General features: G+C 62.1%; 14 protein-coding genes. 10 read left to right on the plus strand and 4 right to left on the minus strand.

Features of this window, described 5'->3' with window-relative positions; all coding sequences use genetic code 11:
* Positions 1-125 precede the first annotated feature (125 nt).
* Complete coding sequence (gene purB, locus GTP23_RS00330; RefSeq protein WP_161033389.1) at positions 126-1,502, minus strand: adenylosuccinate lyase; 1,377 nt, start codon at positions 1,500-1,502, stop codon at positions 126-128.
* A 129-nt stretch (positions 1,503-1,631) separates the two neighbouring features.
* Here purB and GTP23_RS00335 point away from each other — a divergent pair, with 129 nt between their 5' ends.
* The 6 genes from GTP23_RS00335 (at position 1,632) to GTP23_RS00360 (ending at position 9,923) form a co-directional block, all read left to right on the plus strand.
* A complete protein-coding gene (locus tag GTP23_RS00335; RefSeq protein WP_161033390.1) occupies positions 1,632-2,243 on the plus strand; it encodes a glutathione S-transferase family protein in 612 nt (203 codons plus the stop codon).
* A 1-nt stretch (position 2,244) separates the two neighbouring features.
* Positions 2,245-3,297 (plus strand): LacI family DNA-binding transcriptional regulator, encoded by a 1,053-nt coding sequence (locus GTP23_RS00340; RefSeq protein WP_161033391.1) that lies wholly within the window; start codon positions 2,245-2,247, stop codon positions 3,295-3,297.
* Between the two features lie 234 nt (positions 3,298-3,531).
* Entirely contained in the window at positions 3,532-5,823 is a 2,292-nt protein-coding gene (locus tag GTP23_RS00345) for a TonB-dependent receptor (protein WP_161033392.1), read from the plus strand.
* Positions 5,813-7,678 (plus strand): alpha-amylase family protein, encoded by a 1,866-nt coding sequence (locus GTP23_RS00350; protein WP_161033393.1) that lies wholly within the window; start codon positions 5,813-5,815, stop codon positions 7,676-7,678. Before GTP23_RS00345 ends, GTP23_RS00350 begins: the two co-directional genes overlap by 11 nt.
* A 2-nt stretch (positions 7,679-7,680) precedes the next feature.
* A complete protein-coding gene (locus GTP23_RS00355) occupies positions 7,681-8,622 on the plus strand; it encodes a PfkB family carbohydrate kinase (RefSeq protein WP_161033394.1) in 942 nt (313 codons plus the stop codon).
* Positions 8,619-9,923: an MFS transporter gene (locus GTP23_RS00360; protein ID WP_161033395.1), complete on the plus strand. Its 1,305-nt coding sequence runs from the start codon at positions 8,619-8,621 to the stop codon at positions 9,921-9,923. The genes GTP23_RS00355 and GTP23_RS00360 overlap by 4 nt, the downstream gene beginning before the upstream one ends.
* A gap of 39 nt (positions 9,924-9,962) precedes the next feature.
* On the opposite strand, the gene bfr is transcribed toward GTP23_RS00360, so the two are convergent.
* The 3 genes from bfr to GTP23_RS00375 all read right to left on the minus strand — a co-directional run bounded on the left by bfr (position 9,963) and on the right by GTP23_RS00375 (position 11,559).
* Entirely contained in the window at positions 9,963-10,436 is a 474-nt protein-coding gene (bfr, locus tag GTP23_RS00365) for a bacterioferritin (RefSeq protein WP_155432619.1), read from the minus strand.
* A gap of 132 nt (positions 10,437-10,568) precedes the next feature.
* Positions 10,569-11,258: an energy transducer TonB gene (locus GTP23_RS00370; protein WP_161033396.1), complete on the minus strand. Its 690-nt coding sequence runs from the start codon at positions 11,256-11,258 to the stop codon at positions 10,569-10,571.
* Between the two features lie 10 nt (positions 11,259-11,268).
* The gene (locus GTP23_RS00375; protein WP_371866766.1) at positions 11,269-11,559 is read right to left on the minus strand and encodes a (2Fe-2S)-binding protein; all 291 of its coding nucleotides are present in this window, start codon (positions 11,557-11,559) and stop codon (positions 11,269-11,271) included.
* Positions 11,560-11,770: 211 nt separating this feature from the next.
* On the opposite strand from GTP23_RS00375, the gene GTP23_RS00380 reads away from it, so the two are divergent.
* From GTP23_RS00380 to GTP23_RS00395, 4 genes are all read left to right on the plus strand, one after another.
* Entirely contained in the window at positions 11,771-12,037 is a 267-nt protein-coding gene (locus GTP23_RS00380; protein ID WP_155432621.1) for a FeoA family protein, read from the plus strand.
* A gap of 69 nt (positions 12,038-12,106) precedes the next feature.
* Positions 12,107-13,954, plus strand: coding sequence for a ferrous iron transporter B (gene feoB / locus GTP23_RS00385; RefSeq protein ID WP_161034552.1), 1,848 nt, complete (start codon positions 12,107-12,109; stop codon positions 13,952-13,954).
* Position 13,955: 1 nt separating this feature from the next.
* The gene (locus GTP23_RS00390; protein ID WP_202411858.1) at positions 13,956-14,267 is read left to right on the plus strand and encodes a DUF6587 family protein; all 312 of its coding nucleotides are present in this window, start codon (positions 13,956-13,958) and stop codon (positions 14,265-14,267) included.
* Between the two features lie 2 nt (positions 14,268-14,269).
* Entirely contained in the window at positions 14,270-14,941 is a 672-nt protein-coding gene (locus GTP23_RS00395) for a glutathione S-transferase family protein (protein WP_161033397.1), read from the plus strand.
* The last annotated feature ends 76 nt before the right edge of the window (positions 14,942-15,017 follow it).

Here is a 15,017-nt window from a genome sequence, read left to right on the forward strand (position 1 = left end):
AGGACTAATATACCAAAGAAATGCGCAACGTGCAGAGCCCATGAAAAAAGCCCCCGCAACGGTGGTCGCGGGGGCTAGTGTATAGCAAGTTGTTGCCGGAATTGCTATCCGGCAGTTTTTACGGATTAGATGGCTTTGGCCAGCTGGGCAGCGATGCCCGTGTAGTTGGCCGGGGTCATGGCCAGCAGCAGGTCCTTGGCTTCCTGCGGAATCGCCAGACCGGTGATGAATTCGCGCAGTGCGTCTTTGGAGATGCCTTTGCCGCGCGTCAGTTCTTTCAGCTGCTCGTATGGATTGGCGATGCCGTAGCGGCGCATCACGGTCTGCACGGGTTCGGCCAGCACTTCCCAGTTGGCGTCCAGATCGGCTTCCAGACGTTGCGGATTGACTTCCAGCTTGTTCAGGCCGCGCAGGCAGCTATCGTAGGCCAGCAGGGTGTAGCCCAGACCCACGCCGATGTTGCGCAGCACGGTGGAATCGGTCAGGTCGCGCTGCATGCGCGAGACTGGCAGTTTTTCCGACAGGTGTTTCAGCACGGCGTTGGCCAGACCCAGATTGCCTTCCGAGTTTTCGAAGTCGATAGGGTTGACCTTGTGCGGCATGGTGGACGAACCGATTTCGCCGGCTTTCAGTTTCTGCTTGAAGTAGCCCAGCGAGACATAGCTCCAGATGTCGCGGTTCAGGTCCAGCAGGATGGTGTTGGCGCGCGCGAAGGCGTCGAACAGTTCGGCCATGTAGTCGTGCGGCTCGATCTGGATGGTGTAAGGATTGAACACCAGCCCCAGACGCTGCTCGATCACGGCCTTGGAGAAGGCCGGCCAGTCGAACGACGGGTAGGCCGACAGGTGGGCGTTGTAGTTACCTACGGCGCCATTCATCTTGCCCAGAATTTCCACCTGCTCGATGCGCACGATGGCGCGCTGCAGACGGGCTACCACGTTGGCCATCTCTTTACCCAGCGTGGTCGGGCTGGCGGTCTGGCCGTGGGTGCGCGACAGCATAGGCAGGTCGGCGTTGGCCAGGGCGATTTCTTTGAGCTTGGCGGTAACGTTGCGCAGCGATGGCAGCATGACCTGGTCACGCGCCGCTTTCAGCATCATGCCGTGCGAAGTGTTGTTGATGTCTTCCGAGGTGCAGGCGAAGTGGATGAATTCCGATGCAGCCACCAGTTCCGGCACGTCCTTGACCTGTTCCTTGAGCCAGTATTCCACGGCTTTGACGTCGTGGTTGGTGACGGCTTCGATTTCCTTGATGCGCGCTGCATCCTGTTCGCTGAAGTCGCTGGCCAGCTTGTCCAGCAGGGCGTTGCCGGCTGCCGAGAAGGGCTGGATCTCGGCAAAGCCGGCTTGCGACAATGCTTGCAGCCAGGAAATTTCTACTTTGACGCGGTGGTGCATGAAGCCGGCTTCAGACAGGATGGGACGCAGCAAATCGGTTTTGCCGGCGTAGCGGCCATCGAGCGGCGACAGGGCAGACAGCGTGGAGTAAGGAGTAGTGGTCATGATGGACTAGAAGGCGGGAGTTAATAAGAAAGCCAACAACGCGGAAACGCGAAAAACGTGATTTTACCATTGGCCGCCGCCCATCCCGCCGATGTTATACTGAAGTCTGATCGACCACTTTAAGCATTTATGAAACTCATCGGTTCCCTCGCCAGTCCTTATGTGCGCAAAGTGCGCGTGGTGCTGGCAGAAAAAAAGCTGGATTACCAGTTCGTGCTGGAAAATGTGTGGGCCGCCGACACGACCATCGATCAACTCAATCCGCTCGGTAAAGTGCCTAGCCTGATCATGGAAGATGGCGACGTCCTGATCGACTCGCGCGTGATGGTGGAATACCTCGATACGCTGACGCCAGTGTGCAAACTGCTGCCGCCTAATGGCCGCGAGCGGGCCGACATCAAGTGCTGGGAAGCGCTGGCCGATGGCGTGCTCGATGCTGCCATACTGGTGCGGCTGGAACGCACCCAGCGTCCGCCCGAACTGCAGAGCGCGCAGTGGATAGAACGGCAGATGCGCAAAGTCCACCAGGGGCTGGAAGTGGTAGCGGCGCGGCTGGGCGAATCGCCTTATTGCGCGGGCATCCATTATTCGTTGGCGGACGTGGCGGTAGGGTGTATGCTGGGCTGGCTCAGCTTCCGTTTCCCGGAGATCGACTGGCGTGGCAGTCATGCGAATCTGGCGCGTCTGTACGACAAGCTGTCCGAACGCCAGTCTTTCAAGGATACGATTCCGCAAGCCTGAGATGAGTGCCAACACGCCACCGGAAGTGCCGAATACCCCGTCCCAACAGCGTCTGCAGATGGCCGACATTGCGCGGCTGGCGGGGGTATCCACTTCGACTGTGTCGCGGGCGCTGGCCGGTAGCAAGCTGGTCAACGAGGAAACCCGTACCCGCATCATGGAGCTGGCGCGTTCGCTCAAGTACACCATCAATATCGGCGCGCAGAACCTGCGCCTGAAACAGAACCGCACCATCGGTGTGGTGATTCCGTATGACTCGGCCACGCGCCAGCACCTGTCCGATCCCTTCTTCCTGTCCATGCTCGGTAGTCTGGCCGATGCGCTGACGGAGCAGGGCTTCGACATGCTGGTGTCGCGTGTCGATGCGGAGGAACTCGATGCCGCTGCGGCGCCGTTCGATACGGGCCGGGTGATAGGCATCGTGCTGATCGGCCAGTGGCGCCACCATGATCAGCTGAACCAGCTGGCCGCGCGCCATGTGCCCATCGTAGTGTGGGGCGCGCAATTACCGCAGCAGCTGTACTGCACCGTCGGCGGCGACAATGTCTCCGGCGGCGATCTGGCCGTCAGCCATCTGCTACAGCAGGGGCGCCAGCGCATCGCCTTCTTCGGCGATATCAACCTGCCCGAAGTGGGACAGCGCTACGAAGGCTATTGCCAGGCACTCCAGCGCGCCGGTCTGGCCATCGATCCTGCGCTGCAGGTATCGGTTGCCTTCCTGCCCGATAGCGGCCGTCAGGCCGTGCAGGAGCTACTGCGGCGTAATGTGCGCTTCGACGCCATCTTTGCCGGTAGCGACTTGCTGGCCATGACGGCGATTAACACCCTGCGCACCCAGGGGCTGGAGGTGCCGCGCCAGATCGCGGTGGTGGGCTACGACGATATCGAGCTGTCGACCTATTTCCATCCTCCCCTGTCGACTATCCGCCAGCCCATACGTGCGGCCGGGCGGGCACTGGTGGCCTCGCTGCTGGAGCTGATCGAAGGCCGTCCGGCGCCGTCGCTACAGTTGCCGACCCAGTTGATGGTGCGCGAGAGCAGCGCCAGTGTCTGATTTATGCAACCGATTGCATAAATTTTCTGTTGCGGCGCAATAAAAAACTCCCTTTCTTTCGTAGTAAACCTCGTATTTATCAGGTTTTCCCTCTGGCGCTGTGGCCCGTCCTGGCTTGTTGCAGCGCGTAATGCAATCGATTGCATTAATTTTTGAATCAGCCCATAATGCCTCATCTGCTCAGCAAATGTGCAGAGCAAATTCGACCATCACAACAACGATACTGGAGACAAAATGGATACTCGCACTTTCAAACTGTGCGGCATTGCCGCCGCTGTTGCTACCGCAGTGCTGCACATGGCTGGCGCCCATGCCGATGAAGCCGTTCCGGCCAACGATGGCCTGAACATGGAACGGGTGGTGGTGACGGGCAGCACCACCGGCTCGTCGAAAATGAAAACCAGTGTCTCCATCAGTACCGTGGAAGGCGATGTCATCAAGAACGGCGCGCCGCTGAGCGCCGCCGAAGTGCTGCGCTCCGTACCGGGCGTACGTTCCGAGTCGTCTGGCGGCGAAGGCAATGCCAATATCACTGTGCGCGGTGTGCCGATTTCCGCCGGCGGTGCGCGCTATGTGCAGATGCAGGAAGACGGCCTGCCGGTGCTGCAATCGGGCGACTTCAACTTCATCACGCCCGATAGCTATATCAAGATCGACGGCACGCTGGATCACCTTGAAGTGGTACGCGGCGGCTCGGCTTCCACGCTGGCGACCAATGCCCCGGGCGGTATCATCAACTTCATCACCAAAACGGGCGAAGAGAAGGGCGGCCATATCGGTGTCAGCCGCGGCCTCGGCTACGATGAAACCCGGCTGGACTTCGATTACGGCGCACCGATTTCGGACAAGACCCGCTTCTTCATCGGCGGTAGCTACCGTACCGGCGAAGGCGTGCGTAATACCGGCATGAAGACGGAAGACGGCGGCCAGATTCGCGGCAATATCACCCATCAGCTGGACAATGGCTACATCCGCCTGTCGTTCAAACATCTGGACGACAAGGCGCCGACGGCACTGCCAGTGCCGGTGCAGGTCGTGAACAAGAAAATCCAGGAACTGCCGGGCATCGACCCGCGGAGCGTATCGTTCTACTCGCCGTACTGGGTGCGCGATGTTTCGCTGGGCAAGAACAACACGCCAGTATCGACCAACGTCAACGACGGCCTGAGAGTGAAAAGCGATTCCATCGGTCTGGAAGGTTCGTTCGATCTGGGCGATGGCTGGAACCTGAGCGACAAATTCCGCACTTCCAGCAACAGCGGCCGCTTTGCCGGCGTGTTCCCTGCCAATAACGGCACGGTGGGCACCTACACCTTTGCCACCGGCCCGAACAAAGGCCAGACCTACAAGGGCCGTGCTATTTCGGCGGTGGTATTCAACACTTCGATCGACGATGCCGGCAATACCCTGAACGACACCAAGCTGGCCAAGACCTTTGCGCTGGCCGATGGCAGCAAGCTGACCACCACGGCCGGCCTGTACCTGTCGACGCAGAAACTGGGTCTGACCTGGAACTTTAACGAGTACCTGCTGCAAGCGAGCGGCGACAAACCGGCCCTGCTGAAAACGGCCAGCACCACGCCCGGTCTGGTTGGCCCGGCATGGGGCGGCTGCTGCTCGCGCGCGGTGGACATGGAGTACAAACTCACTTCGCCTTATCTGAACGTGGGCTACGAAGTGGGCGCACTGAATGTGGATGCCAGCGTACGTCAGGATCGCCAGACTGCAAGCGGCACGGCCAATATTGCCACCCTGAGCAATGGCAGCCAGCGCTACGAGGCTGCCACCATGCAGATGGTGGACTACAAGATGAACCACAACTCCTATTCGGTGGGCGGCAACTACCGCATCAGCAGTAATCTGGCAGCGTTCGCCCGGGTCAGCGATGGCGTGGCCTTCAATGCCGACCGTATCCTGTTCGGCACTCCGCTCGATGGCAGCGCACCGATCAACATCAACACCGTCAAGCAGATCGAAGGTGGTGTGAAATGGCGTAGCGGCGGGGTCTCGACCTTCGTGACCCTGTTCCAGGCCAAGACCGACGAGAGCAACTACGAAGCCACCACCCAGAAGAGCACTTCCAACAAGTACGACGCCAAGGGCGTGGAACTGGAAGGCGCCTACACCCAGGGCAGCTTCCGCGTCACCGGCGGCATGACCTACACCGATGCCAAGATCGTCGGCACGGCAGCAGCGGATGTGGCCAATATCGGCAACACGCCACGCCGTCAGGCCAAGGTGGTGTACCAGATCATGCCTAGCTATGACTTCGGCGATGTCACGCTCGGCGCCAGCCTGATCGGCACCGGCAAGTCGTGGGGCGATGATGGACACACCATCGAGATGGACGGCTATCAGGTAGTGCATGCCTTCGTCAACTACCGTCTGTCGCCTAAGACCACGCTGTCGTTCAGCGTCAACAACCTGTTTAACAAGATCGGCTACACCGAAGTTGAAGGCGACGGCCATGCGGCCCGCTCGATCAACGGCCGTGCTGCCAAAGTTGGCCTGACTTATGCCTTCTAATGTGATGACGGACCGCCTGCTGGCGGTCCTGCCGGAAACGCTGCGGCCGCAGGCGGCCCAGCGGCTGGCTGCAGCGGCTCCCACGCTGCACCGGCTGCTGGCCGGCCTGTACGGCGAGCGGACCGATTTCGAGAGCTGGTATGGTGCACTGATGGCCAGTCTGGGTACGCTGTACGCAGCGCGCCCGGCCGCCCTGCAGGCGCTCGATGCGGAACGTGCAGCGCAGCCGGACTGGTTTCTCAGCCAGCAGATGCTGGGCTACTGCAGTTATGTGAATAATTTCGGCGGCACGCTGGCCGGCGTGCGCGAACAGATCCCGTATCTGCAGGAACTGGGCGTGCGCTATCTGCACCTGCTGCCTTTCCTGCGTGCGCGCGCAGGTGAAAACGACGGCGGTTTTGCCGTCACCAGTTTCGACGATGTGGAACCGGCGCTGGGCAATAACGCCGATCTGGAAGCACTGACTACGGCGCTGCGCGATGCCGGCATCAGCCTGTGTTCCGACTTCATACTCAACCACGTGGCCGATGACCATGTGTGGGCGCAGGCCGCCAAGGCCGGTGATGCACAGGCGCGGGCGATGTTCCACATCTTCTCCGGCCGCAGCCTGCCGGATCAGTACGAAGCCACGCTGGGGCAGGTGTTCCCGCAAGTGGCGCCGGGTAACTTCAGCCATGTGGAGGCTGCCGGTGGCTGGGTCTGGACCACCTTCTATCCCTACCAGTGGGACCTCAACTACGCCAACCCTGCCGTGTTTGCGGAAATGGCGCAGGCCTTGCTGCGGCTGGCCAATCGCGGCGTAGAAGTGTTCCGTCTCGATTCCACCGCCTTCCTGTGGAAGCGGCTGGGAACCAACAGCATGAACCAGCCGGAAGCACACCAGCTGCTGCAGGCACTGCGCGCCATCGTCGACATCGTCGCACCGGGTGTACTGCTGAAGGCCGAAGCCATTGTGCCGACGTGCGAACTGCCGGCCTATCTCGGTAGCGCTAACGCGGCCGAATGCCATATCGCCTATCACAGCAGCCTGATGGCGGCGGGCTGGGTGGGGCTGGCCGAACAGAATACCGCAGTGCTGCGCGCGGTGATCGCCAATACGCCACCGTTGCCGCCAGCGGCCACGTGGCTCAGCTATGTGCGCTGCCATGACGATATCGGCTGGAATGTGCTGCGTGCCGAAGCCGGTGCCGACAGCGTGGACAGCGCACAGCGGCTGGCACGGGTGGCGCGCTTCTTCAGCGGCGCCGAAGGCAGCTATGCACGCGGCGCCGCCTTCCAGAGCAGCGACCCGAATGCGGCCCATGGCAGCAATGGCATGGCCGCCGCGCTGACCGGTCTGCAGTCGGCACGGACGGAGCAGGAGCGCGAACTGGCCATGCGCCGCATGCTGCTGCTGCATGGTCTGGCCCTGAGCTTCGGCGCGCTGCCCGTGCTGTACATGGGCGACGAGCTGGCGATGGAAAATGACGAGAGCTATCTGCAGCGTCCGCAGCATGCGATGGATAGCCGCTGGCTGCAGCGTCCCCGTTTCGACCGTCAGCGCTGGCTGCAGCGGCACGATGGCGCCACGCCGGCGGGACGCATGTATCAGGCGCTGACGGCGCTGGTGCGGGCACGTCAGGACCGTGCGGCACTGGCAGCCGACGCCCCGCGTAGCTTGCTGGACGATGCGCCGGCTAGCGTGCTGGCGCTGGCCCGCGGCGAGCGTTTCCGCGCCCTGATGAACTTCAGCGCCAGCGCGCAGCACTACACGCTGGCAGGAAGCTGGACTGACTGCCTGAGTGGCGCCATACTGGGCGGCACCATCACGCTGGCGCCGTATGCGCTGCACTGGCTGGAACGCGGAGAAGATTAAACATGAGTCTACAAACCATCGCCGTGTTCGGCGAAGCACTGGTCGATGATTTTCTCACCGAGCAGGTAGTCGGCGGTGCGCCCTTCAATGTGGCGCGTAATCTGGCCGCTTTCGGTGCGGCCACGCTGATGATCACCCGCGTGGGACAGGATCAGAACGGGCTGCTGCTGCGTAGCGAGTTTTCCCGTTTCGGCATGAGCGAGGCCGGCCTGCAGAGCGATCCTGTCGCGCCGACCGGGCGGGTAGTGGTGGAGCGCAACGATGGCGGCCACCGCTTCATCATCCTGCCCGATCAGGCCTATGATTATGTGGAAGCTTCGGCGGCACTGACGGCGCTCAGACAGGCCGCGCCGGCCACCATCTATTTCGGCACCATGGCACAGCGCCATCCGTGCTCGCGCGGCACCTTGCGCGCGCTGCTGGAAACCACGCCCGCCCAGCGCTATCTGGACCTGAATGTGCGCGAAGGGCAGGTGACGGAACGCTGCGCCTTCGAATCGCTGCATCTGGCCGATGTGCTGAAGGTGAACGAGGATGAACTGAAAGACCTGTTCCGCTGGTACACCCATACCCAGCCCGGCACCAGCGCCATGGATAGCCGGGAGATGATAGACGCCTGCTTCAACCTGATGCGTACTTTCCGCCTGCAGGGCATGATCGTCACGCTGGGCGAGCGCGGTGCCATGCACTTCGGCAGCGACGGCGTGGTGACCACCAGCACACCGGTGGCCGCGCCGGCGCAGATCGTCGATACGGTGGGCGCGGGTGATGCGTTTTCTTCGGTGTTCCTGTACGGGCAGATGCAGGGCTGGCCGCTGGCACTGACGCTGGACCGCGCCAATGCCTTCGCCGGCGCCATCTGCGGCATTGCCGGCGCGGTGCCGGCCGATCTGGCCTTCTACAGGCCATGGCTGGCCGCGTGGCAGCAGGGAGTGCAGGCATGAAGCCGCGCCTGTCGTTCTGGCAGATCATCAATATGAATATCGGTTTCTTCGGTATTCAGTTCAGCTTCGGGCTACAGCAAAGCAGCATGAGCCCGATCTACAAATATCTGGGCGCCGATGAAGCCAGCCTGCCGTATCTGTGGCTGGCCGGCCCCATGACGGGCCTGCTGGTGCAACCGCTGATCGGCGCCATGAGCGACCGTACGGTCACGCGCTGGGGCCGCCGCACGCCCTACTTCCTGATCGGCGCCATCCTGTGCAGTTTCGGTCTGCTGGCCATGCCGTTCAGCCCTACGCTTTGGTTTGCCGCCAGCCTGCTGTGGATACTCGATGCAGCCAACAACGTCACGATGGAACCGTATCGCGCCTTCGTCAGCGACAAGCTCGATCCGTCCCAGCACTCGCTGGGCTTCCTGACCCAGAGCGCCTTCACGGGGCTGGGCCAGACGCTGGCCTATCTGACGCCATCGTTGCTGGTGTGGGCCGGCATGAACAAGGATGCCGTCAACAGCCACCACATTCCCCACATCGTGATCGTGGCGTTTGTGATCGGGGCGATCTTCTCCATCAGCTCCATCCTGTGGACGCTGAAGACTACGCCGGAACTGCCGCTCACGCCTGCCGAACTGGCGGCCATCCGCGCCCAGCCGGCCGGCTGGCGCCACACCCTGGCCGATGTGGCCAGCGCCGTGCGCGACATGCCGGCCACCATGAAGCAGCTGGCCTGGGTCAAACTGTTCCAGTGGTATGCCATGTTCTGCTACTGGCAGTACATCATGCTGTCGCTGGCAACCACCATTTACGGCAGCACCGATCCTGCTTCGCAAGGCTTCCGCGATGCCGGTCTGCTGACAGGGCAGGTAGGAGCGTTCTACAACGCGGTGGCGTTTGTCGGCGCGCTGGCCATGGTGCCATTCACGCGCCGCTATGGTCCGCAGCGCAGCCACAGCGTCTGTCTGGCGCTGGCCGGCGTGGGCATGCTGCTGATCCCGCAGATCCATAATCCGCTGCTGTTGTTCATTCCCATGGTGGGCATAGGGCTGGCATGGGCCAGCATCATGGGCAATCCGTATGTGATGCTGGCGGGCTGCATCCCGCCCGAACGCACGGGAGTCTATATGGGCATCTTCAATATGTTCATCGTGATCCCCATGATCATCCAGATTTTCACGCTGCCGCTGTACTACCAGAGTCTGCTGGGCGGGAATCCGGAAAATGTGATCCGGCTGGCGGGGGCGCTGATGCTGTGCGGTGCGCTGGCCGTGCTGGCAGTGAAAGTCAGGGCAGCGGGCGACCGCTAAAACAACAACGGCCAGCTGGATCAGCTGGCCGTTGTGCTTTTATTCGTCGTGCATCTGGCTTTGCAGATAGTTCTGGATGCCGACTTTCGCGATCAGATCGAGCTGGGTTTCCAGCCAGTCGATGTGTTCTTCCGTATCGTCGAGTATCTCCAGCAGCAGGTCGCGCGACACATAATCGGCGGCCTTCTCGGCAGCAGCGATGCCGGCTTTGACAGTCAGCTGTGCACCCTGTTCCAGCGCCAGATCGGCGCCCAGCATTTCTTCCGTGTTCTCGCCGATCATGATCTTGTGCATGGCTTGCAGGTTAGGCAGGCCGTCCAGCATCAGGATGCGGTCGATCAGCTTGTCGGCGTGCTTCATCTCGCCGATGGACTCGTCGTATTCCTTCTTGGCGATGCGGCTCAGACCCCAGTGGCGGTACATGCGTGCATGCAGGAAATACTGGTTGATGGCGGTCAGTTCGTTGGTCAGCTGCGCATTGAGCTGCTTGATTACTTCCGGATCACCTTTCATGGCGTTCTCTCTTATCGTGGTGGAGGAATACGCCTATTTTGCCACGTTGCAGGCAAATTGGGGCCAACCTGATCGAAGCGGTAAAAGTGACTTCGATCAAGTTGCTGCCCGGATAGATCGGGCTGTGCCGGTTTAGCCCAGCTGGAAGTTGATCGGCACCAGCGCGTACACCGCGATGGCCTTGCCGTCTTCGATATACGGTTTGTAGAGGGCGCGCAACACCGCCTGACGGCCGGCTTCGTCCAGATTCGAGTAGCCCGAGGATTTCTGCACCACCACCTGCTCGGCCTGACCTTTTTCGCCGATCAGCACGCGCAGCATGACCACGCCCGTTTCGCCCAGACGGCGCGAGCTGTGCGGGTAGATGGCTTGCGGCGCGCGCAGGTATTCGACGGTGGACACGGTTTTCGGCGTGCCGGCGGCCGCTACCGGCGTGCTGGCCACGGCGGCCACGGCGACGCTGGTGCTGCTGGCCGGTGCTTCGGTGCTGCGCGCGGGCGACGGCGCGACGCTGATGGTCGGCTCAGTAGCGGCGATGGCGACCGGCGGCAGCGGCGGCACGGTCACCTGCGCCACTGGCATAGGCGCGCTAGGCAGCACGGGCGGGGTGGCCGGTTTGACGGGCTCGGCGGCGGGGACGAAATTGATCGTGACGATATTCGGCAGCACGGCGTGGGCGGCTTCGCGCAGCATGCCGGTGTGGAACAGATAGAACATCAGCGCGTGGCCGGCCACGATGGCGGCCATGGGGGCCAGCTTGCGCCAGCGCGCGTGATCGTGCTCGTGGGACTGGTCGTAACTGTCGAAGCTGAGGGTGTGCATGGCGTCCCCCTTAATTGCTGCAAGTGCTGCCGACGGTCTGGCGTTGCAGCACAGTCTCTTGCAGCGGTGCACTCTGGGCCAGCGTCTTGTTCAGCAGCTCGCTGGCGTAATCGAAGCACTGGCCGCAGCAGGTGGCCACGCCCAGATCGCGCTGCAGTGCTTCGACGGAGTCGGAGCCCAGCTCGATGGCCATGCGGATTTCGCGGTCGGAGATGTTGTTGCAGACACAGACGATCATGGTATTACCTTCAGTCCTGAGTTCGATGGTGACGGTGCCGCAGGCGCGATGCCGGACTGGCACTGTTGTAATTCGTTCACTTAATGCGAATCATTATCATTTCCAGTAGTGTGCCTCAGTTTTCTGCGGCATGCAAGCGCAAATAGAAGTAATTCGCATTACGGTTTATAATAGACTCATGATATTTCCGGCTGGAACCGCTCATTACCGGGGCGAGGGCAGGCAGGAAAGCCGCTGCGGCACGGGCCCGGCGGCGTTTTGAACGGATTTCGCCATGACGCATGCTGTTCCTCTGATTACTCTCGATACGCTGCCGGTGGGCGCCAAGGCCACCGTGGTCCATATCGCCCCCGGCACCCCGCAGCATGATGGCGCTACGCTGGCGCGCCGGCTGATGGAGCTGGGCTTTGTACCGGGCGAACAGATCCGCATGCTCAAGCGCGGTATGCCCGGTGGCGAGCCGCTGGCGATCAAGGTCGGCAACGCCACCTTCGCGCTGCGCCGCTTCGAAGCGGCACTGGTATCAATTCAACCGGAATAAGTTATGGCTGTCGTCGAAACACGGGCGGCTGCTCCCGCCGCTGCTCCTGCAACTGCCACTGCTGCACCCATGGTGGCGCTGCTCGGTAATCCCAATTGCGGCAAGACTGCGCTGTTCAACCGCCTCACGGGCGCACGCCAGAAAGTGGCCAATTACGCCGGTGTGACCATCGAGCGGAAAGAGGGCAGTTTCACTTCGCCCGATGGCCGCGCCTATCGTTTACTTGATCTACCCGGTGCTTACAGCCTGTCCGCGCATACGCCGGACGAAGCCATCACGCGCGACGTGGTGGCCGGCAAGCGCGCCGGCGAGTCCGTGCCGGACGTGCTGGTATGCGTGGTGAACGCCACCAATCTGCGCCTGAACCTGCGGCTGGTGCTGGAGATCAAACGTCTGGGCCTGCCCATGATACTGGCGCTGAATATGGTCGACGTGGCGCGCAAGCGTGGCATCGTGATCGATGAAGCACGGCTGGCGCAGGAACTGGGCATGCCGGTGGTGGCTACCGTGGCCGTGCAGGCCGGCGGCGAACGTGCGCTGGTGCAGGCACTCGATGCCATGGCCCTGACGGAAAAAGCCGCACCCAAGTCGCTCGACGTGATCGATACCGTCAGCGTGGAAGAGACCCAGCGCGAAGTGCGCCGCATCCTCGCACTGGTGTGCCATGAAAAAGATGACCGCGGCAATCTGAGCGAGAAGATCGACCACATCGTGCTGCATCCGGTACTGGGGCCTATCATTCTGGCCGTGCTGATGTTCTGCGTATTCCAGGCCGTGTTCAGCTGGGCCACCGTGCCTATGGACTTGATCAAGGATGGTGTGGATGGCGTGGGCAGCATGGTGAAAAACGCCATGGCCGACGGTCTGCTGCGCAGCCTGCTGGTGGAAGGCATACTCGGGGGCGCCGGCAGCGTGCTGGTGTTCCTGCCGCAGATTCTGATTCTGTTCTTCTTCATCCTCGTGCTGGAAGACTGCGGCTATCTGCCGCGCGCAGCCTTCCTGCTCGATCGCCTGATGGGCGGGGTGGGTTTATCGGGGCGTGCTTTCATTCCGCTGCTGTCCAGCTTTGCCTGCGCGATTCCCGGCATCATGGCGGCACGCACCATCCAGAATCCGCGCGACCGGCTGGTGACCATCATGATCGCGCCGCTGATGACCTGCTCGGCGCGTCTGCCCGTGTATGCGCTGATCATTGCTGCCTTCATTCCCGAGCGTGAAGTGGGCGGCTTCGTCAGCCTGCAGGGGCTGGTGCTGTTTGGCCTGTATGTGACGGGCATCGTGTCGGCCATGCTGGTGGCCTACTTCATGAAGCGCAGCATGGGCGCCAACCACCAGCAGCCGCTGATGCTGGAACTGCCGTCCTACCACTGGCCGCACCTGCAGAATCTGGCGCTGGGCCTGTGGGAACGCTGCAAGATCTTCATCACCCGCGTCGGTACCATCATCCTCACGCTGATGGTGCTGCTGTGGTTCCTCAGCACCTTCCCCGGCGCACCGGAAGGCGCGACGCATCCGCCTATCTATTACAGCCTGGCCGGCATCCTGGGGCGTGGTCTCGAATATATCTTCGCGCCTATCGGTTTCAATTGGCAGATCTGCATCGCGCTGGTGCCGGGTCTGGCCGCGCGCGAAGTGGCGGTGGGTGCGCTGGGCACGGTGTACGCGCTGTCGCAAAGCGGCGACGAACTGGCGCAGTCGCTCACGCCTATTATTGCCGCTTCGTGGACGCTGCCTACCGCGCTGTCGCTGCTGGCATGGTATGTGTTTGCACCGCAGTGCATGTCCACGCTGTCCGTGGTACGGCGCGAGACCAACAGCCTGCGCTATCCGCTGCTGATGGCCGGCTATATGTTTGTACTGGCCTACTCGGCCTCGTTTATTACCTATCGCGTTGCACTGGCACTGGCCGGAGGCTGATATGCTGCAGAACCTGATCGTCGCTGTCATCGTTGTGCTGGCACTGCTGCATGTGTGCCGGCGCTATCTGCCTGCAGCGCTGCGGCGCGGCTGGGCGAATGCCCTGGCACAGCGCGGTGTGAGTGCGGTACTGCTGGCCCGCCTGTTCGGTGTGCGCGAAGGCTGCGGCGATGGTTGCGGCAGCTGCGGTGGCTGCGATAGCGGCCCGCAAGGCAAAGGCGGCAGCACTTCCGCCGGTGCGGCAGGGCAGGGCGGCAGCGGCGCTTCGGGCAAGCCGTCGGCGCGCGTCATCATGCTGCACGTACAGCGCTGATCATGATTGTCGTCCACCACCTGAACAACTCCCGTTCGCAGCGCGTCCTGTGGCTGCTGGAAGAACTGGGGCTGCCTTACGAGATCGTGCGCTATCAGCGCGACCCCAAGACCATGCTGGCACCGCCCGAGCTGCGCGCCATCCACCCGCTGGGCAAGTCGCCCGTGATCAGCGACGGCGAAGTGGTGGTGGCCGAGTCGGGCGCCATCGTCGAATACCTGCTCGATACCTATGGGCAGGGCCGTCTGAAACCGGCCGCCGGCACGCCGGAACAGCGCCGCTGGACCTATTTCCTGCACTACGCCGAAGGCTCGGCCATGACGCCGTTGCTGATGAAACTGGTGTTCGACCGTGTCGAGAGCGGCCCCGCGCCATTCTTCGTCAAGCCGATTGCGCGGGCGATTGCACGCAAGGTACTGGGTAGCTACATCCTGCCGCAGATCGCCAGCCATCTCGATTATCTGGAAGGGGAGCTGGCACAGCGCCCGTGGTTTGCCGGGGCCGAATTTAGCGCCGCCGATATCCAGATGAGCTTCCCGCTGGAAGCTGCCGCAGCCCGCGCCGGCCTGAATGCCAGCCGGCCCCACCTGATGGACTTCCTGCAGCGCATCCATAGCCGCCCCGCCTTCCAGCGTGCGCTGCAGCGTGGCGGCCCCTACGAACTGCTCAAGTAAGCCCCTGCACTGGCACCTGTTCTGGCACCTGCAGCGCTACGTTACAATGGCGCCGTGAGAGTTCCCGATTCCCTTT

This window comes from Duganella fentianensis (assembly GCF_009857835.1).
In the GTDB taxonomy this organism is placed as follows: Bacteria; Pseudomonadota; Gammaproteobacteria; order Burkholderiales; family Burkholderiaceae_D; genus Rugamonas; species Rugamonas fentianensis.

Coding starts and splice junctions, on each gene's coding strand:
- purB (WP_161033389.1), bottom strand. CDS start 1,502: ATGACCACTACTCCTTACTCCACGCTGTCTGCCCTGTCGCCGCTCGAT.
- GTP23_RS00335 (WP_161033390.1), top strand. CDS start 1,632: ATGAAACTCATCGGTTCCCTCGCCAGTCCTTATGTGCGCAAAGTGCGC.
- GTP23_RS00340 (WP_161033391.1), top strand. CDS start 2,245: ATGAGTGCCAACACGCCACCGGAAGTGCCGAATACCCCGTCCCAACAG.
- GTP23_RS00345 (WP_161033392.1), top strand. CDS start 3,532: ATGGATACTCGCACTTTCAAACTGTGCGGCATTGCCGCCGCTGTTGCT.
- GTP23_RS00350 (WP_161033393.1), top strand. CDS start 5,813: ATGCCTTCTAATGTGATGACGGACCGCCTGCTGGCGGTCCTGCCGGAA.
- GTP23_RS00355 (WP_161033394.1), top strand. CDS start 7,681: ATGAGTCTACAAACCATCGCCGTGTTCGGCGAAGCACTGGTCGATGAT.
- GTP23_RS00360 (WP_161033395.1), top strand. CDS start 8,619: ATGAAGCCGCGCCTGTCGTTCTGGCAGATCATCAATATGAATATCGGT.
- bfr (WP_155432619.1), bottom strand. CDS start 10,436: ATGAAAGGTGATCCGGAAGTAATCAAGCAGCTCAATGCGCAGCTGACC.
- GTP23_RS00370 (WP_161033396.1), bottom strand. CDS start 11,258: ATGCACACCCTCAGCTTCGACAGTTACGACCAGTCCCACGAGCACGAT.
- GTP23_RS00380 (WP_155432621.1), top strand. CDS start 11,771: ATGACGCATGCTGTTCCTCTGATTACTCTCGATACGCTGCCGGTGGGC.
- feoB (WP_161034552.1), top strand. CDS start 12,107: ATGGTGGCGCTGCTCGGTAATCCCAATTGCGGCAAGACTGCGCTGTTC.
- GTP23_RS00390 (WP_202411858.1), top strand. CDS start 13,956: ATGCTGCAGAACCTGATCGTCGCTGTCATCGTTGTGCTGGCACTGCTG.
- GTP23_RS00395 (WP_161033397.1), top strand. CDS start 14,270: ATGATTGTCGTCCACCACCTGAACAACTCCCGTTCGCAGCGCGTCCTG.